Source organism: Paenibacillus taichungensis (assembly GCF_013359905.1).
GTDB classification, from domain to species: domain Bacteria; phylum Bacillota; class Bacilli; order Paenibacillales; family Paenibacillaceae; genus Paenibacillus; species Paenibacillus taichungensis.
Genome location: NZ_JABMCC010000110.1, coordinates 1 through 26319 on the forward strand (window position 1 = coordinate 1; position 26319 = coordinate 26319).

The window sequence follows — 26319 nt, forward strand, 5'->3', positions numbered from 1 at the left end:
TACCCATCCCGAACACGACCGTTAAGCCCTCTAGCGCCGATGGTACTTGGACCGCAGGGTCCTGGGAGAGTAGGACGCCGCCAAGCAAAGAACCACTGCCGATGTTATTCGGTGGTGGTTTTTATTTGTTTATAAGCAAAAATGCAGGATTAGCTATTAGTTTAGAGACATTGCACTAAATGATTTAACATAGATAAGCGCCACTTGATATGAGTGGCGTTTTATATAAATAAAATGAACCTGTCCGTATGACAAATACAGTTGTATGCATCAGGCAATACACCTAATATAACCAGGGAGTTTCCCTTGACAGTCTAAATAACGCTTTGCTAAGATGGCAATAATAAATTTTTCAGAAAACGTATTTTCGGCATTAAATACAGCCTGAGATCTTCGGGTTTTGGACCGTAAAGCTGAGCAAACATAAGGAGGAACGCCCGCGTGTGGGAAGATAAATTTGGTAAGGAAGGTTTCACCTTCGACGATGTACTGCTGGTGCCACGGAAATCCGAGACACTGCCTAAAGAAGTGGACGTATCTGTTCGTTTGAGTGACAGCGTAAAACTGAATATTCCTTTGATTAGTGCTGGTATGGATACTGTTACTGAAGCGACATTGGCTATTGCCATTGCCCGTGAAGGCGGTATTGGTATCATCCATAAAAATATGTCTGTTGAGCAGCAAGCGGAGGAAGTGGATCGGGTTAAGCGCTCGGAGAGTGGTGTTATTACCAATCCGTTCTCACTTACAGCGGAACATCTGGTTTCTGATGCAGAGTCGGTTATGGCGAAATATCGCATTTCCGGTGTACCGATTGTTGAAGGAGATCAAAAGCTTGTTGGTATTCTGACAAACCGTGACTTGCGTTTCATCCACGACTTCTCCATTAAAATTAGCGAAGTTATGACTCGTGAGAATTTGGTTACTGCGCCTGTAGGTACTACACTGCAAGAAGCAGAAGGCATTCTCCAGAAGCATAAAATTGAGAAACTTCCATTAGTAGATGAGTCCAACACACTGAAAGGTCTCATTACTATTAAAGATATCGAAAAAGCAATCCAATTCCCTAACGCAGCTAAAGATGCACAAGGACGTTTGCTGGTTGGAGCAGCGATCGGGATTTCCAAAGACACCTTTGAACGTGCTGATGCATTGGTTCAAGCTGGTGTGGATCTGATTACGGTAGACTCGGCACACGGACATCACATTAACATCATTGATGCGGTTCGTCAGCTGCGCGAACGTTTCCCGAACCTGACCATTGTTGCAGGTAACGTTGCTACTGGCGATGCGACCCGTGAATTGATCGAAGCTGGGGCGTCCGTTGTCAAAGTGGGAATTGGTCCAGGTTCCATCTGTACAACTCGTGTAATTGCTGGTATTGGTGTTCCTCAAGTTACAGCAGTATACGATTGTGCAAATGTAGCACGTGAATATGGCGTACCAATCATTGCTGACGGTGGTATCAAGTACTCTGGTGAGATTACTAAGGCTCTTGCTGCAGGTGCTCATGCAGTCATGCTGGGAAGCTTGTTTGCAGGTACGGCAGAAAGCCCGGGAGAAACGGAAATCTTCCAAGGACGTAGCTACAAAGTTTACCGCGGTATGGGTTCAATGGCTGCGATGAAACAAGGAAGTAAAGATCGTTACTTCCAGGATGATGACAAGAAACTGGTTCCGGAAGGAATTGAGGGACGTGTTGCTTACAAAGGTCCTTTGTCTGATACGATTCATCAGTTGATTGGTGGTCTACGCTCAGGTATGGGATACTGTGGTACAAGCAGTTTGGAGCAGCTTCGTAACAACACTCAGTTTATTCGTATTACAGGCGCGGGGCTTCGTGAAAGCCATCCGCATGATGTACAGATTACGAAAGAAGCTCCTAACTACTCGTTGTAATCTGAATTGTGTTAATTATTTCCAGGACAGGCTTGGCGATTTTCGCCGGGCCTGTCTTTTTTTGCGGATACCCCTGTGATAGAATAGAACAAGCGGTGATGATCCTTTAATGGATTAGGGCGTTGCGGCGGTTTTTTGACGTGAGTCTATGAAACTGTTTCCGACAATGAATTTTAAGTGATAAAAAAGGTTGAAGGTTGCCCAGCGAAAAAGAAGCGCGGACGTCCTTTTACATAAGCATTTCATTTAATGCTAACTAAGTGACAATCGATTCGAACTTTAGGAGCAATGACATTGCTCTTTCGATACAGCGCATATACAACACACATCTCACACATCATCTTCACCTGTTAGGGACTAAGAAAATATTGCAGCTCAAGCTGTACTGAAGCACACAATAGAAAGCTTCGGACCGAAGGGAGTATTCATCATTGAAAGCCAAACAAACGAATAAGAAAAAACGTCAAATGCTCAAAAAAAGCGTAGCCTCGGTTATGCTGATTAATATGCTCTGCATGTCTGCGGTAATGCCTGTTATGGCTGCTGCAAACGATTCAGGGCAGGTCTTGACCGCGGCAGCTACAACAACGAAGACAGAAAAAGCCGTGGACATTCCTTCGGCAGACTCCCTGGGACTCGATGTTAAATCAGCCGTACTGATGGAGGCTTCAACGGGTCAAATTCTACTCAATGTTAATGCGGATAAAGCTATGCCGCCTGCTAGTATGACTAAAATGATGACCGAGTACATTGTGGCTGAACAGGTTAAGCAAGGAAAGTTTAGTTGGGATGATATTGTAACTGTAGGTGAAAATGCAGCCAAGAGTACAGGTTCCCGCATTTTCCTTGCAAAAGGTGACCAACATACAGTTAAGGAGCTGTACATTGCTATGGCTGTAGGTTCAGCCAATGATGCCACGGTTGCTCTGGCTGAATATGTTGCAGGCTCCGAGCAAGCTTTTGTGAAAATGATGAATGATGAAGCGAAGCGTATGGGAATGAAAGATAGCTACTTCATCAACTCCACAGGACTGGATCGTGCAGATATGCCTGCGGATTTCCGCCCAACTGAAGATAAGGAAATCGTCATGTCGGCACGGGATGCAGCCATTTTGTGCAGATATATCATCATGGATCACCCGGACTACAAAGATTTTACAACAATTCAATCCTATAAATTCCGCCCCAACGACAAAGATCCAATTATTAACTATAACTGGATGCTGGAAGCGAATAAAAATATAACCAACTTCAAAAGCTATGCCTATGAGGGTCTGGACGGGATGAAAACGGGCCATACCACGAACGCCGGGAATAATTTTACCGGTACGGCTGAGCGTAATGGCATGCGTCTGATCAGTGTGGTTATGGGTACCGATTCGGAGCCAGCGCGTTTCAGAGAAACGAAGAAAGTATTGGACTTCGGATTCAACAATTTTGAAGTGAAACAGGCGGTTGCTGCCAAAACTAAAGTCACAGGCTGGGAAGCTGTACCTTTGAAAAAAGGGAAGGAAACAACTGTACCTGTTGTGACAGATAATGCAGTAAGTTTCGTTGTACCTAAAGGTACTCAAAACCTGGACGTGACATTTAAAGCGAATGTAACTGAAGCTGATAAGCTGGTTGCTCCAATTAAGGCCGGAACCAAGGTTGGTACGGTTACTTATACGTACAAAGCAGAGGGAATTGAACCTCAAGAGAAGACAGTTAACCTCATCACCGCAGAAGAAGCGGAAAAAGGCGGTTGGTTCCGTCTCTTCTTCCGTGCAGTGAAAGATTTCTTCGTTGATCTGTTCGATGGCATCAAAAACCTGTTCTAATAGACATGGTGAAGGAAGACGGGATAATATGACATTTTCAATATAGTGTCGTTAGACCATTGACAAAATACAATTAATTCCGACTGGATGGATTGTATATTTACAATTTTTCCGGTAAAATATCAAGTTAGAATTCTACGTATAATTCAGTTGAAAAGTCTATTGTTCTTCTAACTGACACTGCATATTCCACATCCTTTTCATGGACAAGAACGATATCCATAATGGTAGGGTTGGGGTATGGAAACGGGAATAGCACGCGTTAAAAGAGGGGCCAAAGTGCGGATCGGACATTGTGACGCCAAGGACTTGGGTGAAGCGTTGCGCCGGATTGGCGAAGGTGCTTCTATGATCGGTACCAATTCCAAACTTGCACCTTCCGAGCCCATGCAGGATAGCGGCTGGTAAGAGAAAGGTGGGTTTTAAATGAAGATCGGCGTTTTAGCACTTCAAGGGGCAGTCACCGAGCATATTCGTAGTGTTGAACGGGCCGGAGCAGAAGGATTGGCAATTAAACAGGTTCAGCAACTCGAGGAGCTGGATGGGTTGATTCTTCCTGGCGGTGAGAGTACCACGATTGGCAAACTGATGCGCAAATATGGTTTCATGGAGGCCATTCGGGCATTCGCTGCTGAGGGTAAACCGGTGTTCGGCACCTGTGCTGGTTTGATTGTTATGGCCAAACATATTGAAGGACAAGAGGAAGCTCATCTGGAGCTAATGGATATGACCGTTTCGAGAAATGCATTTGGACGGCAGAGGGAAAGCTTCGAAACGGATCTCCCGGTAAAAGGCATTGAGGAGACGGTAAGAGCTGTGTTTATACGGGCACCTCTAATTGAGAGTGTGGGGGAAGAGGTAGAAGTTCTCTCCACTTACAAGGAGGAGATTGTTACTGCCCGCCAGGGGCATCTGCTGGCTTGCTCCTATCACCCTGAGCTGACAGATGATTATCGACTGCATGCTTACTTTGTGGACATGGCTAGGTCGTATAAACAGCCTGTACAGAACCAATAGTGATTGATATACAACCTATGACTGCCGGTGAACCGGATCAGTCCTCCAGAGGCTCACAAGGCTTGCTGGCAAGGTGCTGTCTGGTCAGATGCCTGATGTTGCCCGTATCTGCTTTCAAAGCGGGAATCGCAGCGTAGGGCAGCACCGGAGGCCATAGGTTGTTTTTTACCATTAAGAAATGATGAAGTTATAAGGCTGCAAAGTTTTGGCAGGAGTTAATGAGGAAGGTTTCTACTTTGTGGTGTTATTTAGGAGGGGTATTTAGTGCTTGATGTGAGAATATTGCGGAATGAGTATGCACGTGTTGAAGAAGCATTGACGAAACGTGGCAAATCACTGGATCTAATCGCCGGGTTTACGGACATGGATGCCAAGCGTCGTGAGTTGCTGCAAGAGAGTGAAAACCTGAAAAGTCGCCGGAATACGGTATCCGGAGAAGTTGCCAAGCTTAAAAAGAGTGGCGAAAATGCGGATGAGTTGATCCTTGAGATGCGCGAAGTCTCCGATCGAATCAAAGCAATGGATGAAGAAGTGCGTGAGTTGGAAGTGAAAATCAACGATCTGACTATGGCGATTCCAAACATCCCTAACGAGAGTGTACCTGTTGGTGCGTCCGAAGATGATAATGTGGAGATTCGTCGTTGGGAAGAGCCTAAGTCCTTTTCATTTACACCAAAAGCACACTGGGAAATTGCTCAGGATCTCGACATTCTTGATTTTGAAGCTGCTGCCAAAGTAACAGGCTCCCGTTTTACCTTTTATAAAGGATTGGGTGCACGTTTGGAACGTGCTTTGATCAACTTCATGATGGATCTGCACAGCGATCAGCATGGGTATGAAGAGATTCTGCCTCCATACATCGTTAACCGTGACAGCTTGTTTGGAACTGGCCAACTGCCGAAATTCGAGGAAGACCTGTTTAAGCTGAAAGATACCGAGTATTATTTGATCCCTACTGCTGAAGTTCCGGTAACGAACTATCACCGCGAAGAGATTTTGAATGCTGACCAGTTGCCTAAACACTTTGTAGCATACAGTTCGTGTTTCCGATCTGAAGCAGGTTCTGCTGGACGGGATACACGTGGCTTGATTCGTCAGCATCAGTTCAATAAAGTTGAGTTGTTGAAACTGTCTTCTCCTGAGACCTCTTATGAGGAATTGGAGAATATGACTCTAAATGCGGAACGTGTGCTTCAATTATTGGGGCTGCCTTACCGTGTTCTGACGCTGTGTACAGCAGATATGGGCTTTACGTCCGCCAAAACATATGACATTGAGGTTTGGTTACCGGAAAGCAATACGTATCGTGAAATCTCGTCTTGCTCCAACTGTGAAGACTTCCAAGCACGTCGAGCCAATATCCGTTTCCGCAGAGAGCCAAAAGCGAAACCGGAATTTGTCCATACTTTAAATGGTTCAGGACTGGCAGTGGGGCGTACTGTAGCTGCTATTCTGGAGAACTACCAACAAGAAGATGGAACAGTGGTTATTCCTGAAGCACTGCGTTCTTATATGGGCGGAGTCAGCGTAATTGCTCGTCGTTCCTAGGATGTTCAACTAAATGAATGAAATAAAAAACCGTCTCCTGGCAAATGGAAGTTTAGAATGTTCCATTTTCACAGGGCGACGGTTTTTTGTAGTTTATTGTTTAAGAAGACGATACGTTAGCTATGATTATCACCTAAGCGAAAGCGTAATATTAGTTCACATACTCAATGGAGCGCAGGGTGCGCACCAAGATCATAAGTGATTCGTCTGTGGTTGCTGCTTTTTTCGGCTCGAAGGATGTCCCGAATGTATCTTGAAGCAAATTGAGTGATGTCAGGGCCTGGACTTGGGCTGTGGCCCAAGGAGAGATAGAGTCTTGGTCCGGATAGGATTTCACAGCTGATCTATTAGCGACAGAATCTCCTCCTGCATACTGAATTGCCCGATAAACCATGTTTGCCAACTCTTCCCGGGTGACCTGGCGATCGGCACGAAATGTTCCATCAGCATAGCCTTTAACAAGTCCAAGGTGTGCAGCTGTTGCCGCATACGATTTTTCCTCAGGCAACGTGTTCAAAGGGTCATTTTTACGATACACACCTATAAACAATCAACCACCCCATAATGAAAAAGTCTAAATTCGATTATACAGAGCAGGGCTGAACCGATTCTGAACAATCATATCAATCGTTAGGTAGCGCTGGTTACGGTTACTTAGTAGGTGGAATTTCCCTTTTTGATGCATCCAATAATAAATCTTATAAAAAGGTTGCTTTCTGCTATACAATTATGGTATGATCTATTTCGTGGCAAGTTTATAAAAGTTAATGTCCTGGAGAGGTACCGAAGCGGTCATAACGGGGCGGTCTTGAAAACCGTTAGGGGGCAACTCCACGTGGGTTCGAATCCCACCCTCTCCGCCATACTACAATTATGATAAGGATTTGAGCGATAAGCTCAGGTCCTTTTTTGCATTTATTTATACATTTAGCGCAGCCGCATACATGCTGTTTTTATAAAGAATTTTTACGACAAGAAATCAGTTTGTTTCAATATCTGTGTGATGCATAAAAACATCCGAATCGCCGCACTTTATATAAGAGTGGAGGTGGTTAGATGAACCGCGAATTAAACATAGATCAGACGGAGCTTGTAGGTGCTTGGCAGGAAAGATTGCCTGAGGTCCTAAATGTCGGAGATCGGGCTCAGGTTATGGCTGACGAGGCTGATCAACAGGCTATTCGAATTCACATTGCAACAGCGGGACACCAGATGTACTCTTTTGATTTCAAGTGTGCCTATGTGGATTCTCGTGAAGTCAGTGTGCAGCTAATTGATGTGGAGCGCGATGGAAGGACGACGGATGAGCGTACAGAACCCATTCAGGAATTGGCTCAGGATTACACGCGTCATATTCATGAATGTGCCCAGTCGTTGCAACCCAAAACCAGACATTAGGCAGACGTCAAAGGAGTGGTAATACGTGAGCAAAGCCAAAGCTGGAACAGATAAAAACCTGCAAAATGTAGTCGCAGATCTGGATCAGACACCTGTGAATAGTCACCATGCCCAACAAATTCAACAGGACTCGAATGACCGTCGGCATCAGGATTCCATGAATCATGACAAAACGGAAGATATGGACCCATCCCATTCCTAATCCAATGAAGAGGGGGGAACAACATGAGTAAACCCAAAACAACACCTGTGCCCGAAGCTCAGGCTAATGTGCAGCACCGAAAACCTGAAAAGCATTCTTCCATGCAGGAACCGTTGTCAGGCTCCAAAAAAGTGAAAAACCAGAATCATGTAGATCATCACAATCCCCAAGGCTAAGGTAAAGGAACATTCATTCCTTTCTATAGCACATATCAATGCATAACTATAACCTATAACTCCGGTTAACAAACCGGGGTTTTTGCGCGTTCATACATGATTTAGAGGAGGACATCATTGATATCTAAAGCTTACATAGGTCTTTGTAGCCAATTTAGAGAGTAAAGCTCACAAATTTCCCAAATCGTGTTTCCGTTTCAGAATAAATGGTATATCATTGATATTGAATTATTTTTTTTGGGGTTATCACGAGAGGAGAGAAACAAATGACTAAACGTATGGGGGCGCTTCTTCTTACGTTGCTGTTAACCGTATCCATGGCACTGACAGCATGTAGTAGCAAGCAAGAGCCAAAAGAGGCATTGAAGACGGCGGCAGCCAATGCTTCCAAATTGACTTCGTATGAGATGAGTTCTAACTTCACTATTAATGAATTGAGCTATAAAGCTGCAGACGAGTCACAACAGGATCCAACGATGTCTCAGTTTATGAGTATGCTGAAGGATGCTCAGTTGAATGTAACTGGCGTATACCAAAGCGAGCCAATGCAGACCGAAATGACGGTAGGTATTGAGCTTAAAGGCGATATGGGTATGACATTTACCATTCCAATGGTTATGACCGCTGAGAAGTTATATGTTAAGGTACCAAGTATTCCGTTCTTCCCGATTCCGGAAACGGTTGTTGGTAAATTCCTGGAGCTGGATCTGAAAGAACTGGCTGAGCAAGAAGGAACGGAATGGAATCCAAATGCTATGGATGCAGCGAAAACACAAAAGCTGAGCAATGAAGTTATGGATGCGGTCCTGAGCGAGTACGATCAGGATAAATTCTTTAAAAACCTGGACGTGAAGGATGCGCAGCTTCCAGAAGGTTTGGATGCCAAGCAAGTCGTTCAATTTTCAGTCAACAATGACAATGTGAAGGAAGCTGTTACTGTTCTGGTCACCAAAGCATTGCCAAAAGTATTGGATATCATTTCTAAAGAAGAGTATCGTGACATGTTCCAAATGAGTCAGGAAGATATCAACAAAGCTAAAGAGGATCTGAAAATTACTGAAGCAGATCAAGCTGAAATGGCTAAAGATCTGGATCAGTTGAAAGATACACTGACCATTAACCAGTTCCACATTGATTTTGCTTTGGACAAAAAAGATTTCCCGGTATATCAAAAATTGGTTGCTGATCTGTTGATTAAACAACCTGATACCAAGGATGAAGTTAAACTTGCTTTCACGGGTTCGAACACGTACACCAAAATTAACGAGAAGCCAGCATTCAAAATTAATATTCCTACTGGCGAAGACGTCATTACAATGGATCAGTTTGAAGAACTAATGAACGCATCTTACGGATACTAAGTTCTTAGATCCATTAGTTAAAGCAAAGAGCCGCTCGACCTTAGGGTCGAGCGGCTCTTTGTATGTTGTTCCATGTTTGTTCAATTACTGTAAAGATTCACCCAAGTCCTCGGCCAGCACAGCATAGATCTGATGATCCTGATACTCTCCGTTAATTTTGAGATATTTACGAGCAATGCCCTCAGCTTGAAAGCCATTCTTCTCCAAAACACGTTTTGAACCCGTATTGGATAATAGAATGGCCGCTTGAACACGATTTAACTTCAGAGCACGGAAAGCATAGGATACAGCGAGTTTCACGGCTGCGGTCATTCGTCCTCCGCCTTGGTAATCTGGATGGATGAAGTATCCCATGTCTGCATAATTGGCAACGCCCTGAACGACATTGTTCAAGCTAACCTGACCGATCAGAATACCGTCGTCGATTGTAAAAATTCCGAATTGATAACCTGTTCCTTCCTCAGCCGCCTGCATTCTGTCCTGAATGCGTCTGGTTTGTGCATGCAGCGTATAGAACTCATCATCCCGGATAGGCTCTACAGCTTGGTAGGGTAGACGTGTGATTTGAATAAGAGCAAGATACGCCTCTGTATCTTGTGGAGTAAGTAAACGGAGACTTATTCCCTTTGGTGTGTCGTATAGTGTAAGCGGCATGGAATGCACTTCCTTTCCAGATGGATGTAAGATTCTATTTTTTGCGTAAACGCCGGAAAAATTGAGTCAGCATGGTGGAACACTCTGGTTGCAAGATGTCAGCTACTACTTCGGTTCGATGATTAAAACGAGGTTCCTGCAGCAGATTCATCAGCGTTCCTGCGCATCCGGCCTTGGGGTCTGCGGTACCATATATCACTCGAGGCACCCTGGATTGCACAATGGCACCTGCACACATGGGGCATGGCTCCAGTGTGACGTACAGACTGCAATCCAGCAGTCGCCATGCACCGATGGCTTCACTGGCCTGCCGGATGGCTACCATCTCCGCATGTGCTGTGGAATCAAGTGTCGTCTCACGCAAGTTATATCCACGACCGATAATGCGATTATGTTGAACAATTACAGCCCCGATCGGTACTTCCCCGAGTGCTTCTGCTTTGTACGCTTCAGCGATGGCTTCACGCATCCAGTGCTCATGCTGAGCCTCCTCCGAGAGATGTGTAAGATCAGATTGGAGAACGTCATCCTTCATTAAAATGTAAAACTCCTTCCAAAGAGCATTTTGTGCGGCGAACAAACATTCGTTTGTTAACATGTTGTGTATAAGTCTGTGGATAACCAACGAGTTGCTCACATAGTTATGAACATACTATCCACATGCCTGTGGATTTGTGTATAATTTTTAGAGGTTATTCCATTGTAGGCATGGAAATGACAAAATACAATTGATTTCGCGTTTTTCAGCCAAGCGGTAACTTTTGGACAAGGGTCAATTATCCTTTTCAAATAGACATACAACAGTTATGATGGATATAGGTTTTGCCATATATCGCCAGAGGGTACAAGCCGAGAGGTGAACGAAAAAGTTGTCTATTAAAACGAAATTATCCATGATTATGTCGTGCTCAGTGCTCGTCATTTTAGTTTTAAATATAGCACTGAGTTATTATACTACAGAAGAGAATCTAAGGCAGGACAGCGAAACCAAGATGGTGCTTACTGCCAAACAGATTGCAATCGCTGTCGAACAGAGTCAGTCCAGTTCAGAATATGTAAAACGACAAATTGGGAACAATCTATGGCTGGCCTCAGTAATGGCAGCGGAAGAACTAGACCCGAATATTAATAATATCACAAATGAAGACCTGGTTCGCATGAGCGAAAAAGTCGGTGTTTCCCACATTTCATTGATGGAGCAGACGGCTGATGATATTGTGGTTACCCGATCTTCCGATCCCAAGGAGATTGGATTATCTACCAAATCCATGACGTACTGGTATCAGGCATTTAAACAGCTATTCGAAAACCATCAGGTTACGATTTCACAGGGACAGAAATTAGACCATTTTTGGTCGGATGGATTCGAATATTCTACATCCAATCCGTCAGATGTTGATATCTGGGGTTACTATCATGATGGGAAGAGGAATTACATAATCAATCCCTTCTATAATAATGCCGCTGTTGACGACTATGTGAAGATCTCTGGTCCAGACGAGATTTTGAATAAGATTCGTGAAGTGAATCCTTCAATTCTGGAGATTACAGGCATCAATCCATTGACCTTCGGTAGCTCGAGCATGAGCAATGACGGAAGGGATACGAACCACAACAAGTTGAATAACAGGCCAATTCGTTTCGGTACCTATCAATATGGTGCCGCAGAAGAGGATCACAAGGCAGTCGTACGGGCCATTCGTACTGGGCAGAATGTATCCTTTGTCAGTGAAACTCATGAACAGAAGGTGCTCAAAAGTTTCATTCCGATATTCACCCCCAATGAATCATCTTATGTGATTAGTATTGTCATGGACTATAAGCAAATATCCTCCATGGTATCGGAACAACTGGTTAGCCATGCCTCCATTTCACTTGTGTTGCTGGAGATTGTGATCTTTGGCAGCTATTTGCTCGCAGGTTACATTACACGTCCAATTCAATCTATTTTGGGCAAAGTGAATGATGTGGCAGATGGCCATTTTGATTTCCGTCTAAAAGTGAGAAGGAAAGACGAACTGGGCCAATTAGCGAATCGCATTAATGCCATGATTCGTAATTTGGGCCATTATACGAATCGTCTGAAACAGATGTATGAAGAAAATCGTGCGGTAAAAGAGCATTTGGAATCGATCATTAACCAAACCGCAGATGCGATTCATATTACGGATCTGGATGGAAATGTTCTGCGGGTAAACCGTGCCTTTGAGCAGTTGTACGGCTGGCGCAGTCGTGAAGTAGAAGGCCGTAAGTTGAAAATTATCCCTCCTGGTACTGAAGAGGAGATGGAAGAGCAGCATGCCCAGTTGATTGAGGGTATGTCAATTACGTCCAATGAAACGACATGGATGAAGAAGGATGGTAGCCGTGTCGAAGTCAGCGTGAGTACAGCACCAGTCCGGGATGAAGCTGGCGAGATCACAGCACTAATCAGCGTATCAAGAGATATTACCAGCCGTAACCGTATGGAGGAACTGCTCAGACGTTCCGAGAAACTGACGACGGTTGGTCAGCTGGCAGCAGGGGTTGCGCATGAGATACGTAATCCGCTTACGACCCTACGTGGGTTTCTTCAGCTCCAACAAGAGACGAACAAGCTTAACCACCGGCACTTGGACTTGATGCTGTCCGAGTTGGATAGAATTAATCTTATTGTGGGTGAGTTTCTGATACTGGCCAAACCACAGGCGGTTCATTTTCAAGAACGGGATATTCGCTTCATTCTGGGAGATGTTATATCATTACTGGACAGTCAGGCGCATCTGCATGGTGTTGAATTTGTATTGAATGCTTCATCCGATTCAGCTATGGTACACTGTGAAGAGAACCAGTTGAAGCAGGTCTTCATTAACTTGCTGAAGAACGGCATGGAGGCCATGCCAGACGGAGGTAATATTCGAATTAAACTCAATCATGACGAAGAGAATAGTCGGGTTCGGATTGAAATTAAGGATGAAGGCACTGGAATTCCAGAAGAATTGATGCCTAAGCTGGGGGAACCATTCTTTACAAGCAAGGAATCGGGAACTGGGCTTGGCCTGATGGTCAGCCAGCGCATTATTCAATCACATAAGGGCATGATGGATATCAAAAGCGTCATGAACAAGGGAACGACCGTCATTATCGAGCTACCTGCTTCCCAACAGCAACCGGAGAGTATGGAGGAAGAGCATAAGACGGACAATGAACCTACAGACGAAGAGAACTAGATGAGGTGAGATTACCTTTTGCGTATTAATAAATTTATCAGTGAAACGGGTTTTTGTTCCCGTCGAGAAGCCGACAGATTGGTGGAAAGCGGGAAAGTAACGATTAATGGAGTCAAGGCAGAGCTGGGCAGTCAAGCAGAAGATGGCGATGATGTAAGAATTAATGGTCAACCTATTAAGGAAAAACGGAAACACGTATATATTGCACTCAATAAACCTGTCGGAATAACGAGTACAACCGAACAGCACATTCAAGGGAATATCGTTGATTTTGTAGGGCACAAAGAGCGTATTTTCCCCATTGGACGCCTGGATAAGGATTCGGAAGGTTTGATTCTGATGACCAATGACGGTGATATCGTCAATCGAATTTTGAGGGCAGAAGGACGTCATGAGAAAGAATATATTGTCACCGTGGATCGTGCGGTAACGCCGAGTTTCTTAAGAGGCATGAGCACAGGAGTCAAGATCCTTGGCGAAATGACGCTGCCTTGTACGGTGACTCGTATATCAGAGCGGGTGTTCCGCATTATTCTGACAGAGGGAAAAAACCGTCAAATTCGCCGGATGTGCAGTGCATTTGGCTATGAGGTTCGGAAGTTGAAGCGGATTCGTATTATGAACATTCATCTCGGTGAACAGGCCACAGGGACCTGGAGAGAACTAACGCCCGCTGAAAAGTCGGAACTAAGCAGTTTGCTAGATTATAATATGGAATAAATGATGATATCCAAAGCGCTGCTTTCCCTCAAGGGAAGCAGCGCTTTTTCATATCAGTGGATAGAAAAAAGTCACTCCCCTGTAATGAAGGAGAGTGACTTAAGCATTACTTTGCTACAACGAACAACTCTTTAGTTATCTTTTCCGACTGCTTTCACGGCCGTGTTGTTACTCTGATATTTCCGGATAATCGAAACTTCTACCCGACGGTTTTGAGCTCGTCCAGCATCTGTTTGGTTGCTAGCGACTGGGTGATACTCTCCATAACCGCTAGGTGTGAACTTCGAAGGGTCCAGCGCCTCATTCAATAACAGAATTTTGAGGAAATTCAGTGCTCGATCGGCACTCAAATCCCAGTTATCCTTATATTGGCTGTTCGAAATGGGAACATTATCAGTATGGCCAGACACTACGACTTCATATTCCGGAAACTCCTGCAGCATGCTTGAGATGGCTTTGGCCAGCGAGCGTGACTCTGGTTTAACATCAGCCCGGCCTGAGGAGAACAGGGCGTTATCACTGATCGTGATTTTGAGTTCAGACTGATTCAGCTTCGTATTCAGCTGATCGGAGAGACCGTTTTTCTGAATATATTGATCAAGCCGTTTCTTGAGTTTCTCCAGATCTTCCTGTTCTTTCTGAGCCATCTGCGCATCTGTAATCTGAGCGGCTGTCTTCTTGATATCTTCAGGCTGCTGTTTGTTCTTACCCAAATCTATAGTAGATTCTGTAGGGTTCATGGAGGTATGATCCAGTACACCCGAACCACCATTCAATGCGCTGCTCAGTGCGGAAGCCATCTGTTCAAACTTCGTTGCATCTATAGAGCTCATAGAGAATAATGTGATAAACAGAGCGAGCAGCAACGTCATCAAGTCAGAGTAGGGAAGCAACCAACTCTCGTCTATATGTTCTTCATGCGGTTCGTGTTTTTTAGCCTTTTTCACCTGATGAGCCCTCCTTCTCTTCCAACTGTCTACGTTCGGAAGGTGTCAGGAATACAGATAATTTTTGATTAATGGCAATGGTGGATACACCAGATTGTATGGATAACAAGCCTTCAACCATCATCAGCTTGATTTCCATCTCTTTTTTGGACATCCGCTTCAGTTTATTGGACATTGGATGCCACAACACGTAACCACTAAAGATACCGAGAAGTGTCGCGATAAACGCCGCTGCAATCGCATGCGAGAGCTTTTCCATATCACTGAGATCGGCAAGCGCTGCAATGAGACCTACAACGGCCCCGAGTACCCCGAGCGTTGGTGCATACATCCCCGCTTGGGCGAAGATCAAGGCACCGCCACGATGGCGCTCTTCTGTAGCATGAATATCTTCCATGAGTACATCACTTACAAATTCCTGATCATTTCCGTCAATAATCATACGCATACCGCCGCGCAGGAACTGATCATCAATATCTTCGACTTTCGATTCAAGTGCAAGCAAACCTTCACGACGGGTGGTGGAAGCCCAGTCCATAAATGTGCCGATTAGAGAAACACGGTCAATCAGTTGTTGCTTTTTGAACAGTACCCCAAATAGCTTGGGGATTTTTTTAACTTCAGACATGGGAAATGCCATGAAAATAGTTGCTGCCGTACCAACAAAAATAATAACGTAGGCTGCCGGGTTGTTAACCAGGTTGATAAGGGGCGCACCCTTCAGGAACATACCCACTACAAGTGAAACCAGCCCTAAAACTAGTCCGATAATCGTTGAAATTTCCATCATACACCTCATCCATGAGATAAAATTGAATCCTTTCAAGCGGCTTTATTCGGGCTTCCGGACGAACGTTACACCGCAATCCGTTTAATGTTAGGCATCCTTTAGGGTTGCAGAAACAGTTAAAACGGTCATGTATAGTATTTATCGACCAGATGGCCTTTTTTTTTAAGGGTTATTTTCAGGTATAATAAGATCAAATCTGCTCCTTAGGGGCTAAATAGGAGTGAAAAGCCAATGGGCGTAAAGCATGGACGAGATTATGAAGGAATATTGACAGATTTGACAGAGGCTATAGGACGAATACCGGACCGCTATGTTTTCTTTGAGATGGATGAGGAAGAATGGTCACGCCTTGGTGTAACAGAGCAACTTGAAGTAGATGAGGCGCTCGCTGAAGATCTGTTCTATGCACTGGGTGAGGAGTCGGTCATTCCGGTAGGAAGTGGAGTGGTCATTCATGACAAGGATCAGCACCGAATTCATATCTTAATTGGGGAAGAAGAGCTGACTTTTGTACCGCTCATTTAGTATGTACCCATAAGATATTTGGCATGGAAACCTGAGTTGGAGAATCTCCCTAAAGCCTTATGGTTAGTGGATCTAGCGCCATTTGTACTATTGGAATTTGAGGCTTGTCCGTGGTAAGATGATAGTCATGAAACGGGCGAACCGCAGGGCGGTGGACCTATGCGTTTGGGTTGCTATGGGTAGCACCAAAGGTTTCGGTGGCAGTATGGACAGTTGTCTATGATGAGCCATCATATGGGGAGGAAGATAACGTATGGTTTTTACGCAAGAGGAAGTCGAAGCTCATCTGGGAAGGCTGGAAGGCTGGGAACTGGAAGAGGGACGATGGATTGTCCGCAAGTTCATATTTTCCAACTACATGAAAGGGATTGCATTTGTGGATGAGGTCGCAGCGATTTCGGAAGCATTCAATCATCATCCTTTCATTACAATTGACTATACAACGGTCACACTGCGTCTCACGTCATGGGATGAAGGTGGCATCACATCTGTAGATATTAAAGAAGCGCAACAATATAATGAGGCTTTTGAGAAAATGAGGTCGGAATAACCTGGATCGGTTATTATCGCACTACCGGAAATGAGTGAAACATACATGTCAGACGATAATCAGAACAAACCTCTTATTGCTGTCGTAGGCAGCCTTAATATGGATCTGGTGGTGAAGACGGACATCATTCCTGAGGAAGGCGAGACGGTGAGCGGGGAGGAACTGCACTATTTGGCCGGGGGCAAAGGCGCCAATCAGGCGGTTGCTGCTGCACGACTGGGCGGACAGACAACGATGATTGGTGCGGTAGGTTCGGATGGTTTTGGTGAACGCCTGCTGCACAGTCTAATGGAAAGCGGGGCGGATGCCTCGCAAGTTCGCATTCTGGATGATACCGTTACAGGTACGGCCTCCATCTGGCTCTCCAAAGGAGATAACCGGATTATTGTCATTCCTGGAGCAAATGGGCAGGTTGTGCCTGCGATGCTGGAAGAGGCGGATACGTTAAAAAGCCTGACTGCAGCCGCAGCGGTGCTGCTGCAGCTAGAGATCCCGCTGCCTGCGGTCACCCGCGCCGCCCAACTGGCGGCTGAAGGCAGCGCATTGGTGGTGCTCAACCCGGCGCCTGCGGTGCCGGGTCTGCCCCAGGAGCTGCTGCGGTGCGTCGACGTTGTCACGCCGAACCGCAGCGAGCTCGCCGTGCTCACCGGCCGGGATGATCTCCGGCCGGAAGACGTGGATGCGGCGGTCGCGGAGCTCGCCGCATCCCTCGGGGCCGCTGTCGTCACGACGCTCGGCCCCGAGGGGGCTGTGTACGCGGCAGCGCCTGGCGGCCGCGTACAGGCAGGGCGTGCCGGCGCGTGCCGTGCGCCCGGCTACGCCGTAAGCGCCGTCGACACGACCGGCGCTGGCGATTGCTTCAACGGCGCGCTGGCAGTAGCCCTCGCGCGCGGAGAGACGCTGGACGCGGCGGTAAGCTTCGCCATGGGCGCAGCCGCGTTGTCCGTGACGAAGCTCGGCGCCCAGTCCGGGATGCCGTCCGCACGTGAAGTGCAGGCTTTCCTTGCCGAGCAGAAGGCAAAGAGCCAGTAATCGATGCTTGCTTTAGCTGAATCAGATGCCGGAGGGCAGGCAGGATACGCTAATGCATCTAGATAGCCACAGCATGGTGGATATTTTCATCGGAGCATCCCTGAAATGAGCAAGAGGCTCTTACTTCCCTGTACGGGAGAGTAAGAGCCTCTTCTCTGTATAACCATTGATAAATCCAGCAACCCTGCAATACGAATACGGGTTGCCTACGTTGTGCGTCTAGCGTCAGCATGGTTTAGAGCATGCATAAAGAGCAAGAGGTGACTAAGGCCACCCACACTCAATATACATGAACCGCCACAAACTAATCGCCTTGAAAGACTTCTTCGATTACTTCTTCTCCGCCAGCCACATTGCAATATTCGCGATTTCTTCATCCTTCAGCTTGTCTTTGAACGAAGGCATACCGCCACTTTTACCTTTGACAATCGTGGTATAAATCTTCTCCACATCGTCCTGGCTACCAATCTTCTGCAGACTAGGGCCCATACCCCCTTGAAGCTGATCACCGTGGCAGGTAATACAGTTTGCTTTGACCAGTGCCTCAGCCTGTCCTGCATCCATTGTAACTTGCGGCATCGTCGGTTTTGCTTCTTCTGCAACTTCCTCTTTCCCTGGAAGCGTAAACATTAGTACAATAGCTAAAGCGCACGCTGCAAAAAATACCCCGCTCATGATCCATTTGTGCATCCCTTATGTCCCCTCCAGAATGAAAGATCATCTAACTTGAAACTATCCATATCATTATAACGGAACCTGTAGTGACATCATAGCATTTTGTGGTAATTTTTTGAACTAATCACATAACCGGGGACTTTCTAGGGTGATTTTAAGCTCTTTTTATCCGCGTGGACCTTCATAGACCATACAGTAGAAGGGCTTCAAACCGCTTGGTGTCTGTCGTTCGTATGTATCCTGCGTAACAAATCCGGCTTTGAGATAGACGCGAATGGCCCGGTCATTCCAGGTCAGAACTTCCAGATCGATTTCGTTTGCAGGGTTCCGGCGAATGGCTTCCTGCACAATGGCGGAGACAAAAGCCGTTCCTTGACCATGACCACACAGATCGGGGTGCATGCCAAGCCCAATGCGGGTGACACCTTCAAGTGGGAAGTATTGAGCGAAGCCGCAAATTTGTTGATTCTCTCCCAGCACCACCACATATTGTTCCTTCCGCAGCTGGGGATCGCCGAATTCTACTTCGAGTGCTTTCATCTGCTCCCAGGGTAGCCAGCTATAAATATTATAAGGCGGGTCATACTGCCAATCGCAGATGAGCTCCGCATGTTCTTCTTGCATGGGCACAACGTGAAACGTCACAGGGGCTTCATCCATACAACTGCACGCTCCTCTCATTGTGAACAAGCTATAATGATTCTGATTTGTCCATATACATATGTCATTCCATATCTAAGCTTGTTTCCACTCTACAAAAGAGGCGTTCATTTGGCAAGTCCTCGTTTTTGAAAAAAAAGTGAAACAAAAGTTCCGGTAATTTCGTTTATATTATAGTGGGATGGGTAAAAACATTATAAGAGCACGGACAAAGCAACGAAAATTAGCTTTTTAAAAAAAGTTAAAGTTAGGTTTGATAGCTGACCCGAATACGTTAAAGGAAATGAAGCACAAAAAAACCGCCGGATACATTCCTGCGGAGAATGTACCAGACGGTTCTATTATGCTTCGTTACAGTAATGTTATGGTTACAGCATGACGTTGCTCAGCTTGTCCCTAGTCGATGGCCAATGTCTCATATGCGTCCGTGCTCATAATGCGTTTAGCGCCAACATAGCGGTTAGCCCAGTAGCTTTCGCTTAATGCACTGATTGTAACTCCTTTGGAAGAAGAGGAGTGTGCAAACTTTCCATCCCCTACAAAGATCCCTACGTGTGAGACCCCTTTGCCCGTTGTATTGAAGAATACCAGATCACCTGGTCTCATTTCCATACGGGATACTGAATCACCCATGTCGAATTGCGAGCTCGATTGGCGAGCCAGATCAATACCCAGCTTGTCGAATACATAACTTGTGAACCCAGAGCAGTCAAAGCCGTTAAGCGTTGTTCCTCCGCTTTTGTATGTAGTTCCCATTGCTGAATCAATGACTTGGTCCATTTTTGAATCTGCGAATGCGCTGCCTGCTCCAAGCGATAATGCGAATGTGATGCTGAGTACAGCTGCGGTTAATTTCTTCTTAAACAAGAGATATACCCCTTCCAATGCCTGCGAGGTTAGCTTAAGGATTCGGTTGAAGGTCCCCTATGATCCCTCTGTTGCAAGATCAATTCACCCATAACTGGTTCCCCCGCTTCCCAGGTGCTAGGAATTTGGCTATGCTAGTTATGCACCTGCGAAATCAAGAAATGACGATTAAATTTTAAGTAGTTACAAATATGAAGGTAAAGATTACAAAGTTGTTACTAAAAACTCACTGCGATTATTGTAACAGAGGTATATCACTTTGGCAACGTTTAACAGCAAAATTAGCAAAAAAAACCTCGACCTTTGACGGGGAAAGGTCGAGGTTTGCTTTGTTTAAAGGTGTTTGATGAAAACAACTTTACATATAGATGGTAACCATTTTTAACTGTGCACGTTAATCCTTGACCGAGTTGGACTGCCATAACCGGAAATGGGCGCATATCTTCCATAAGCTCAGCAAGCACCGGGCAAGTGGATACGTCTGTTGTAGTATAAGACCAGTTAAGCCCGTTAGTAACCATGAAGCTGAAGTGAAGGCGCCAAAGACCAGGAGATGAAGGCCACCCAGCAATGCGGCAATGCCAATTAGAGTGATGACCTGGCGTAGTGCAATCCATAGAGCTTGAAACGTACCACGTGCTCCGCCTTCCCCATCAGGAGCCGAGATACCAAACTGCATGTACAGCAGGACATGATGGATAACCCACCCGTATACAATCCAACCAGCAACATAGGGAATACCAGGCAGGAGCAGATGGAGGGAATGAAAACCTTCCATAAGGATGGAATAAAGTTTTGGTGCCATCCAATAAGCCGGTAGCAGCAGCAATAGGGTGCGAATAGTGTGGAGCAGAAGCATTGGTTTCCACAAATTTTTGATGCCGCGAATGAATGGAATGCGCTCTTCCGAATGATTATAATGCTGGAGCGAGTAGAGCAGCCCTGCCTGAATGAGAGGGCTAATTAGCATCCGTAGCAGCAGCATAGCCCCTAAAATCCATAAATAGCGATGGACCTCTGGATTCATTGTCAGGCCGAGTTGGCTCTCCATTTTGAATAAAATTGTACTGAGTTCCCCTGCATCAGGGTCGGGATAACGCAGGAGTAGCGGAACCACAGCTGATTGAACCATTCGATAAAGAAAGTATCCCCATACTAATTGATAGAGAAATAAGAGTGCTGCAATGAACATATGCTGACGGACGAGAAACCAGCCTTCACGTATTTTCGCTTTCACTGTATCCACCTCACCATGACAGACTTCCGAATATGGCTTCTATAAGTTTGGTTGCACTCATGCTCCAGCGGGATTTGGTTGGCTCATCCAGTCCGGCTTTCAGAAAATTGTTCATATGATGGTTCTCCAGCACAATCGTGTACAGCGGATCAGTCATGGCCCAGGAAACAGGGGAAGTATAGGTCAGTTTGTAGGTAATGCGCTCCTCGCTGCCATCCCATTCTTTCGTCATGGTTTTCCCATCTTCGAACATAATTCGAACAGGCACCTTCTTATATTCACTGCCTTTTTTCTGGACTGTAATGGATGACTCGTACAACGTTTGACCGTCTTTCAGGGTAGGATTGATTGTGATCTTCTCCACTGCAAAGTCAGCCATGCCGTCACCGTATACATATTGATTAAAATAATCGGTCCAGGAGGTACGGGTTACTTGCTCCACGACCTTTTGAAAATCAGACGAAGTAGGGTGTTTGAAACGGTATTTCTTTACATAGGTCGAGAGAATACGCTCCATCGTTTTGGCACCAACTTGTTGTTCTATCCCGAGTAATACAAGCTTGCCTCGTGTGTATACGTTGGCGGCATATTGATTCTGGGAATCGAACTTCCAGGAGTCCTGTGTCAGAGAGGCTGGAGAAGTAATGAGACCTGATTGTACAGGCAGATTCGGGATAAGTCCGTATTCCTGTTCCATCACTTTGTCTTCTGCATAGGAGGTGAATCCTTCGTCCAGCCAAGCCTCCTCAAATTCATTACTGGCGACCATGCCGTAAAAATACTGATGCCCAATCTCGTGCACAACCGTGCGTTCCAGATCGTAACCAGGTGTAGAATCATCCGCACCGAAAGCGGTGACCAAGGTAGGGTATTCCATTCCCCCTGCGCCATTCCCCGATTTGGGCGGGACAACGATGGACAGTGTGGAATACGGATAAGGGCCAAACCACTTGCTATAATTGGATAACGCTGCTTTGGCGGCGTAGAAATAACGTTCCTTCAGGTCCTCATGAGCAGGGTCGAGATACAGCTTGATTCGAACGCCTGGCACATTGGGAGCAGAGAAGGGTTCTTCCGCATAAACAAAATCAGGAGAGGCTGACCAGGCAAAATCATGCACATCATCGGCATAGAACTGATATACTTTTTCGCCGTTCTTCACAACAGCTTGTTGGGTTGGGAATCCAGTAGCAGCTACTTTGTATGTTTCCGGTACCCGAATACGCACACTATAGATACCGAAATCGGCATAAAACTCTGAATTGCCGTGATACTGATGCAGATTCCAGCCTTCGGTCGTCCGACCTCGTGTGCCTACTGGCTCATATACGCTAAGTTTAGGGAACCATTGACCTGCCATAACAAAATGATCTGCCGTTCCCATGCGGGCAAAAATCTTCGGTAGCTTGACCTCAAATCGGGTGTGAAGCGTTATGCTTTCACCGCCTTTAACGGGTTTGGGCAGCCGCACCTTAATGAGGGTAGTATCTTTCATGTTTCCGTCATCCGGTTGCACATATTGCATCCGATGCAAGAGAGAAAGCCCGTCCTCTGTTTTCATTTCTGTAATATGCATAGAACCATAACCGTTCGTGGGCATGACATCACCGCGAAGTTTCCCCCCGGATTCTTTCATAAAAGTGGTGTCAGCAGAAGAGAAGGCATTGGGATACATGTGAAAATAAAGCTCGCTGACGGTTTTCTTACCTGGATGTGTCCAGGTTATCGTCTGAGTCCCTTGCAATACATTCCCGTCTACCAGCTTCACATCCATGTGATATTCCACTACGCGGTTGCTGAACACTTCAGCTGTAGGTGTCTGTATACTTTCCGGAGATGTTTGGGTTTTGACGGGTGCCGTAGGCTTGCCCGATTCCGGGGCGAGCGCAGGCAAGTCAGAATGAATGGAACGTGTGGAGCCCAGACCAAGCCATATCCCCCCGGCAACTACACACAGGGCTATAATTGCGGTGAGCCAGCTCTTGGCGCGTCGTGGAATCATCGTTAAATACCTCCCGTTGACAAGCATCTACAGCATGTATATGTTTGCATTGGAGCGATTATTAGTTAAAATATTTGTATCAACCCTTGGAGGCTATAAACATGGACCAAAACGAGCAAAACGGCAAAAAACAGATTGCCTTGAATATCGTTAGTGCAAAGAGCAAACACAAAGGCTTCGGTGCAGGTTCCATAGATCTGAACAACCTTTCTCCAGTTATTATTGATAACGGAGAAGCCAAGATCGATATTGGTGCGATGCATGCAAAGAGCAAAGTGGAGCGCAACATCAAGTTCTCAACCAACCGTGAGGACGTACCCAATGGACGCCAGGTATGGCTAGTATGGGTAGCTGTGGACCGTAACGAGCAGGGGCAGTTCTATGGTGGAGCAACAGCGTGTGAGATGTGGATTGATACAGAAGCGCGTCGTGGATGGAAACTGCTGGCCGAACATGTGAACCGCATGGATTATGCCATGAAGCGCCGGTTCATGCTGGATGACCTTGGTCCTGAGGATCGCGCGGCACTCAAGACGTTATTGACTACGCATAACGAAGAATGGTGGAACGCTTCTCCGGATGAATTGAAAAAAGCGCTCGCCTAATTAATGAATGTTCAAAGTTGTTCAAAAAAAAGAAGCAAAAGCCCCGGGACCGAGATGATCGGTTCGGGGTTTTTGCTTCTATGCTAAAATTAAATTTTATAGAAGCTGACGCAATTACGTCATTACGCATTTACGTCACTTTGGTTACTCCACCCACCAGCGTTTGAAATCCTTCCACCAAGAATGTTTCTCTTCCTGTATTCCCTGCTGGTTTTGCACTTCGCGACTATCTTTATCATTCTCTGAACCCGAGTCGTCTGAAGCGCTGCGACAGACCTCGGTCGGTTCCGTGCCATCAATAAAAACTTCCAGCCGTTTCTCGGCGCAGCCATTGCCAGCCAGTTTGCCGGATTCGGGATCGATATATACACTGACGACATTATCCGGTACGGTGAAAATCTTCGGTGGAACACTGGCGAGGGCCTGTTCCGTAAACTGGGCGAACATGGGTGCCGCCCGACGCCCGTCAGATGTGGAAATGGCTTTGCCTTGATCGTAACCGACCCAGACAGCCGTTGAGAGCTCTGGAGTAAAACCGACTAGCCAAGCATCCGTATTGGTTGTCCCCGTTTTGCCGGCGACAGGTCGCTTAATGGTTGCTGATACTCGATTCCCCGTTCCACCATTTTCGAACACACTTTCCATCAACCGTGTTAATACATAAGCGGCAGCCGGTTCAACAACCCTCTCGGCCTTGGTCTGAGGTGCTTCATAGATGACTCGTCCTGCGGCATCCGTCACTTGCAGAATGGCTACAGGAGGTGTTCTTTGCCCACCTGCGGCGATAGCGGAGAATGCTGAAGCCATCTCCAGTGGACTAACGGGTGAGGTGCCAAGTGCAAGGGAAGGTACCGGGCTCATGTTGCTCGTAATCCCTAGGTTTTTGGCCATTTTCACCACTTGTTCAGGTCCGATCTGCATAATCGTATTTACCGCGTAGATGTTGTCCGAAGCGGCGATAGCCTGTCTCAGATCAATTTCACCTAAATACTTGTCTCCGAAGTTACCGGGCTTATAGGTCTTGCGATCATTGTCATAATGAAACAGGGTCGGCTCGCTTTTAAACATGGACGCACTGGTGAGCTGTTTCGATTCCAGTGCAGCCAGATACATAATTGGTTTAAAAGCAGATCCCGGCTGGCGTGTAGTCGCCAGTACATGGTTAATCTGATTGGTGCGGTAGTTTTTGCCGCCCACCATCGCTTTGATATATCCGGTTCGGGGATCGATTGATACCAGCGCGGTTTCGAGCTCGCTTTTGGCGTCCATACCTTTGGCTACGGCGTCTTCCGCCGCTTTTTGCACACGCAAATCCAGCGTGGTGTATATATTCAATCCTCCATGGTCCAGCATCGCTTCGCTGATTCCCAACTCCTTGATGGCCAGATTACGGATATAATCGCGGAAATAAGGTGCACTTTCCACAGTTTTGCGTTCACTTTCCGGTTTAAACGAAAGCATTTCCTCATAAGCCTTGTCTGCTTCCGCTTGCGTAATTTTGCCGACGTCAGCCATGGCATTCAATACAACCTTCTGTCGGTCCTTGGCGTTCTTCATATGATTATATGGAGAATAGTAGGTCGGCCCCTTTGGAATCCCTGCAAGCATGGCACTTTCGGCAAGCGTCAACTGTTTGGCGGATTTGCCAAAATACATCCGTGAGGCTGCTTCGATCCCGTAGGCGCCGTGACCGTAATAAATTTCGTTCAGGTACATCTGCAGAATTTCATCCTTGCTGTATTTCATCTCCAATTGTGCCGTGTACATGGCTTCCTTGGCTTTGCGGGTCCATGTCTTTTCATGCGATAAATACAAGTTGCGTGCGAGCTGTTGGGTCAGTGTGCTTGCTCCTTGGGACATCTGCATATGTTCCAGGTTGACGAGTACAGCCCGTCCCATCCCTCGGATGTCGAAGCCGATATGATCATAGAACTTGCGGTCCTCTACAGCAAGTGTAGCGTTAACCAAATCAGGTGAAATATCTCCTAACTGTACGGGTACCGAGTCTTTGCCGCCTGCCGAGAAAGTGGCAATGACTTCCCCCTGGCTGTCCAGCAGCCTGGAATTGCGGTCGGAGTCGGCCAGTGGCAGGCTGGTGGCGTATAAATAGACCAATGCTGCTGCCGTGGCGATTAGGCCGAGAATAGCGAGCAAAGCTAGGCTTTTGATGACTTTCCATGTGCGGAACCCGCGTTTGCGGGTCTTTTGGCTTGATTGGGTCATGGAACGGGCTCCTTTCTTTTCTTTCCAGTATGGGAATTCAGTGACACGGATATTCAATTCGCCCGTTCAACGGTTTAAAATATAGCTTTTTTGCAGAAAAAAACCGTTTTGCAGTATAAACGTCAATCGCGTATAATGCAAAAGGGTAATGAAAAGTAACAGTTCGGCACAACATACAATAGGCAAGGAAGGTCGAACAGTA

Annotated in this window: 27 protein-coding genes, 1 tRNA gene, 1 rRNA gene and 1 riboswitch; of the genes, 18 read left to right on the forward strand and 11 right to left on the reverse strand. The window is 46.2% G+C overall.

The features are described 5' to 3' along the window. The 7 genes from rrf to serS all read left to right on the forward strand — a co-directional run. Nucleotides 1–86, forward strand: a 5S ribosomal RNA gene (rrf, locus tag HP548_RS13955); the annotation flags it as partial. Between the two features lie 355 nt (nt 87–441). Next, a complete protein-coding gene (gene guaB, locus HP548_RS13960; protein WP_024628817.1) occupies nt 442–1899 on the forward strand; it encodes an IMP dehydrogenase in 1458 nt (485 codons plus the stop codon). A 431-nt stretch (nt 1900–2330) separates the two neighbouring features. After that, nucleotides 2331–3719, forward strand: coding sequence for a D-alanyl-D-alanine carboxypeptidase family protein (locus HP548_RS13965; RefSeq protein WP_375165371.1), 1389 nt, complete (start codon nt 2331–2333; stop codon nt 3717–3719). A gap of 240 nt (nt 3720–3959) precedes the next feature. Further along, entirely contained in the window at nt 3960–4127 is a 168-nt protein-coding gene (locus HP548_RS34120) for a hypothetical protein (protein WP_375165373.1), read from the forward strand. Nucleotides 4128–4145: 18 nt separating this feature from the next. Continuing rightward, on the forward strand, nt 4146–4736 hold the full coding sequence (gene pdxT, locus HP548_RS13975) for a pyridoxal 5'-phosphate synthase glutaminase subunit PdxT (protein WP_175382028.1): 591 nt from the start codon (nt 4146–4148) through the stop codon (nt 4734–4736). After that, nucleotides 4736–4873: a hypothetical protein gene (locus HP548_RS13980; RefSeq protein ID WP_175382029.1), complete on the forward strand. Its 138-nt coding sequence runs from the start codon at nt 4736–4738 to the stop codon at nt 4871–4873. Before pdxT ends, HP548_RS13980 begins: the two co-directional genes overlap by 1 nt. Before the next feature lie 127 nt (nt 4874–5000). Beyond that, nucleotides 5001–6284, forward strand: coding sequence for a serine--tRNA ligase (serS, locus tag HP548_RS13985; protein ID WP_175382030.1), 1284 nt, complete (start codon nt 5001–5003; stop codon nt 6282–6284). Nucleotides 6285–6435: 151 nt separating this feature from the next. Here the strand turns inward: serS and HP548_RS13990 are convergent, their stop codons facing one another. Then, on the reverse strand, nt 6436–6834 hold the full coding sequence (locus HP548_RS13990) for an S-layer homology domain-containing protein (RefSeq protein WP_175382031.1): 399 nt from the start codon (nt 6832–6834) through the stop codon (nt 6436–6438). A 224-nt stretch (nt 6835–7058) separates the two neighbouring features. Here HP548_RS13990 and HP548_RS13995 point away from each other — a divergent pair. The 5 genes from HP548_RS13995 to HP548_RS14015 all read left to right on the forward strand — a co-directional run bounded on the left by HP548_RS13995 (nt 7059) and on the right by HP548_RS14015 (nt 9421). Continuing rightward, nucleotides 7059–7147 (forward strand) — tRNA-Ser (locus tag HP548_RS13995). A gap of 193 nt (nt 7148–7340) precedes the next feature. Then, nucleotides 7341–7682 carry a hypothetical protein gene (locus tag HP548_RS14000; RefSeq protein ID WP_064641367.1) on the forward strand — a complete coding sequence of 114 codons (342 nt, stop codon included), beginning with the start codon at nt 7341–7343 and terminating at the stop codon, nt 7680–7682. Nucleotides 7683–7707: 25 nt separating this feature from the next. Continuing rightward, a complete protein-coding gene (locus HP548_RS14005) occupies nt 7708–7884 on the forward strand; it encodes a hypothetical protein (protein ID WP_175382032.1) in 177 nt (58 codons plus the stop codon). Nucleotides 7885–7907: 23 nt separating this feature from the next. Beyond that, nucleotides 7908–8060, forward strand: a complete 153-nt coding sequence (locus HP548_RS14010) for a small acid-soluble spore protein P (RefSeq protein WP_063567623.1) — start codon at nt 7908–7910, stop codon at nt 8058–8060. Nucleotides 8061–8326: 266 nt separating this feature from the next. After that, nucleotides 8327–9421, forward strand: coding sequence for a hypothetical protein (locus HP548_RS14015; protein ID WP_175382033.1), 1095 nt, complete (start codon nt 8327–8329; stop codon nt 9419–9421). An 84-nt stretch (nt 9422–9505) separates the two neighbouring features. Here HP548_RS14015 and HP548_RS14020 read toward each other — a convergent pair whose 3' ends face one another. Beyond that, a complete protein-coding gene (locus HP548_RS14020; RefSeq protein ID WP_076292206.1) occupies nt 9506–10075 on the reverse strand; it encodes a GNAT family N-acetyltransferase in 570 nt (189 codons plus the stop codon). A 34-nt stretch (nt 10076–10109) separates the two neighbouring features. Continuing rightward, nucleotides 10110–10610, reverse strand: a complete 501-nt coding sequence (tadA, locus tag HP548_RS14025) for a tRNA adenosine(34) deaminase TadA (protein WP_076292205.1) — start codon at nt 10608–10610, stop codon at nt 10110–10112. Nucleotides 10611–10944: 334 nt separating this feature from the next. Between tadA and HP548_RS14030 the strand changes: the two genes are divergently transcribed. After that, nucleotides 10945–13284, forward strand: coding sequence for a PAS domain S-box protein (locus HP548_RS14030; protein ID WP_076292204.1), 2340 nt, complete (start codon nt 10945–10947; stop codon nt 13282–13284). A gap of 18 nt (nt 13285–13302) precedes the next feature. Further along, a complete protein-coding gene (rluF, locus tag HP548_RS14035) occupies nt 13303–14004 on the forward strand; it encodes a 23S rRNA pseudouridine(2604) synthase RluF (RefSeq protein WP_099859274.1) in 702 nt (233 codons plus the stop codon). A gap of 131 nt (nt 14005–14135) precedes the next feature. Here rluF and motB read toward each other — a convergent pair whose 3' ends face one another. Together motB and motA are read right to left on the reverse strand one after the other, a co-directional pair. Beyond that, nucleotides 14136–14951: a flagellar motor protein MotB gene (motB, locus tag HP548_RS14040; RefSeq protein WP_076292202.1), complete on the reverse strand. Its 816-nt coding sequence runs from the start codon at nt 14949–14951 to the stop codon at nt 14136–14138. Continuing rightward, nucleotides 14938–15738 (reverse strand): flagellar motor stator protein MotA, encoded by an 801-nt coding sequence (motA, locus tag HP548_RS14045; protein ID WP_024628803.1) that lies wholly within the window; start codon nt 15736–15738, stop codon nt 14938–14940. Before motA ends, motB begins: the two co-directional genes overlap by 14 nt. Nucleotides 15739–15972: 234 nt before the next feature. Here motA and HP548_RS14050 point away from each other — a divergent pair, with 234 nt between their 5' ends. The 3 genes from HP548_RS14050 (at nt 15973) to rbsK (ending at nt 17848) form a co-directional block, all read left to right on the forward strand. Next, nucleotides 15973–16266: a hypothetical protein gene (locus HP548_RS14050; protein WP_063567630.1), complete on the forward strand. Its 294-nt coding sequence runs from the start codon at nt 15973–15975 to the stop codon at nt 16264–16266. Between the two features lie 253 nt (nt 16267–16519). Continuing rightward, a complete protein-coding gene (locus HP548_RS14055) occupies nt 16520–16816 on the forward strand; it encodes a 4a-hydroxytetrahydrobiopterin dehydratase (RefSeq protein ID WP_175382034.1) in 297 nt (98 codons plus the stop codon). A 45-nt stretch (nt 16817–16861) separates the two neighbouring features. Beyond that, complete coding sequence (gene rbsK, locus HP548_RS14060) at nt 16862–17848, forward strand: ribokinase (RefSeq protein WP_099859276.1); 987 nt, start codon at nt 16862–16864, stop codon at nt 17846–17848. A 330-nt stretch (nt 17849–18178) separates the two neighbouring features. Here the strand turns inward: rbsK and HP548_RS14065 are convergent, their stop codons facing one another. The 5 genes from HP548_RS14065 to HP548_RS14085 all read right to left on the reverse strand — a co-directional run bounded on the left by HP548_RS14065 (nt 18179) and on the right by HP548_RS14085 (nt 23289). Next, nucleotides 18179–18538, reverse strand: coding sequence for a c-type cytochrome (locus tag HP548_RS14065; protein ID WP_063567633.1), 360 nt, complete (start codon nt 18536–18538; stop codon nt 18179–18181). Between the two features lie 150 nt (nt 18539–18688). After that, nucleotides 18689–19183, reverse strand: coding sequence for a GNAT family N-acetyltransferase (locus HP548_RS14070; protein ID WP_175382035.1), 495 nt, complete (start codon nt 19181–19183; stop codon nt 18689–18691). A gap of 396 nt (nt 19184–19579) precedes the next feature. Beyond that, on the reverse strand, nt 19580–20050 hold the full coding sequence (locus HP548_RS14075) for a C40 family peptidase (protein ID WP_076292199.1): 471 nt from the start codon (nt 20048–20050) through the stop codon (nt 19580–19582). Between the two features lie 3 nt (nt 20051–20053). Beyond that, a riboswitch (cyclic di-AMP (ydaO/yuaA leader) is annotated at nt 20054–20191 on the reverse strand. Between the two features lie 253 nt (nt 20192–20444). Further along, the gene (locus tag HP548_RS14080; protein WP_175382036.1) at nt 20445–21287 is read right to left on the reverse strand and encodes a hypothetical protein; all 843 of its coding nucleotides are present in this window, start codon (nt 21285–21287) and stop codon (nt 20445–20447) included. 10 nt (nt 21288–21297) lie between these two features. Continuing rightward, nucleotides 21298–23289, reverse strand: a complete 1992-nt coding sequence (locus HP548_RS14085) for a M1 family metallopeptidase (RefSeq protein ID WP_175382037.1) — start codon at nt 23287–23289, stop codon at nt 21298–21300. 101 nt (nt 23290–23390) lie between these two features. Between HP548_RS14085 and HP548_RS14090 the strand changes: the two genes are divergently transcribed. Continuing rightward, entirely contained in the window at nt 23391–23894 is a 504-nt protein-coding gene (locus HP548_RS14090; protein ID WP_175382038.1) for a YwhD family protein, read from the forward strand. A 144-nt stretch (nt 23895–24038) separates the two neighbouring features. Here the strand turns inward: HP548_RS14090 and HP548_RS14095 are convergent, their stop codons facing one another. Continuing rightward, entirely contained in the window at nt 24039–26117 is a 2079-nt protein-coding gene (locus tag HP548_RS14095) for a transglycosylase domain-containing protein (protein ID WP_076292195.1), read from the reverse strand. Nucleotides 26118–26319: the final 202 nt, after the last annotated feature.

Excerpts from the sequence above, each read along its gene's own strand:
- HP548_RS34120 (WP_375165373.1), top strand. The coding sequence starts at position 3,960 with ATGGAAACGGGAATAGCACGCGTTAAAAGAGGGGCCAAAGTGCGGATC.
- pdxT (WP_175382028.1), top strand. The coding sequence starts at position 4,146 with ATGAAGATCGGCGTTTTAGCACTTCAAGGGGCAGTCACCGAGCATATT.
- HP548_RS14000 (WP_064641367.1), top strand. The coding sequence starts at position 7,341 with ATGAACCGCGAATTAAACATAGATCAGACGGAGCTTGTAGGTGCTTGG.
- HP548_RS14010 (WP_063567623.1), top strand. The coding sequence starts at position 7,908 with ATGAGTAAACCCAAAACAACACCTGTGCCCGAAGCTCAGGCTAATGTG.
- HP548_RS14015 (WP_175382033.1), top strand. The coding sequence starts at position 8,327 with ATGACTAAACGTATGGGGGCGCTTCTTCTTACGTTGCTGTTAACCGTA.
- HP548_RS14020 (WP_076292206.1), bottom strand. The coding sequence starts at position 10,075 with ATGCCGCTTACACTATACGACACACCAAAGGGAATAAGTCTCCGTTTA.
- tadA (WP_076292205.1), bottom strand. The coding sequence starts at position 10,610 with ATGAAGGATGACGTTCTCCAATCTGATCTTACACATCTCTCGGAGGAG.
- motA (WP_024628803.1), bottom strand. The coding sequence starts at position 15,738 with ATGGAAATTTCAACGATTATCGGACTAGTTTTAGGGCTGGTTTCACTT.
- HP548_RS14050 (WP_063567630.1), top strand. The coding sequence starts at position 15,973 with ATGGGCGTAAAGCATGGACGAGATTATGAAGGAATATTGACAGATTTG.
- HP548_RS14055 (WP_175382034.1), top strand. The coding sequence starts at position 16,520 with ATGGTTTTTACGCAAGAGGAAGTCGAAGCTCATCTGGGAAGGCTGGAA.
- rbsK (WP_099859276.1), top strand. The coding sequence starts at position 16,862 with ATGTCAGACGATAATCAGAACAAACCTCTTATTGCTGTCGTAGGCAGC.
- HP548_RS14065 (WP_063567633.1), bottom strand. The coding sequence starts at position 18,538 with ATGCACAAATGGATCATGAGCGGGGTATTTTTTGCAGCGTGCGCTTTA.
- HP548_RS14070 (WP_175382035.1), bottom strand. The coding sequence starts at position 19,183 with ATGGATGAAGCCCCTGTGACGTTTCACGTTGTGCCCATGCAAGAAGAA.
- HP548_RS14085 (WP_175382037.1), bottom strand. The coding sequence starts at position 23,289 with ATGATTCCACGACGCGCCAAGAGCTGGCTCACCGCAATTATAGCCCTG.
- HP548_RS14090 (WP_175382038.1), top strand. The coding sequence starts at position 23,391 with ATGGACCAAAACGAGCAAAACGGCAAAAAACAGATTGCCTTGAATATC.
- HP548_RS14095 (WP_076292195.1), bottom strand. The coding sequence starts at position 26,117 with ATGACCCAATCAAGCCAAAAGACCCGCAAACGCGGGTTCCGCACATGG.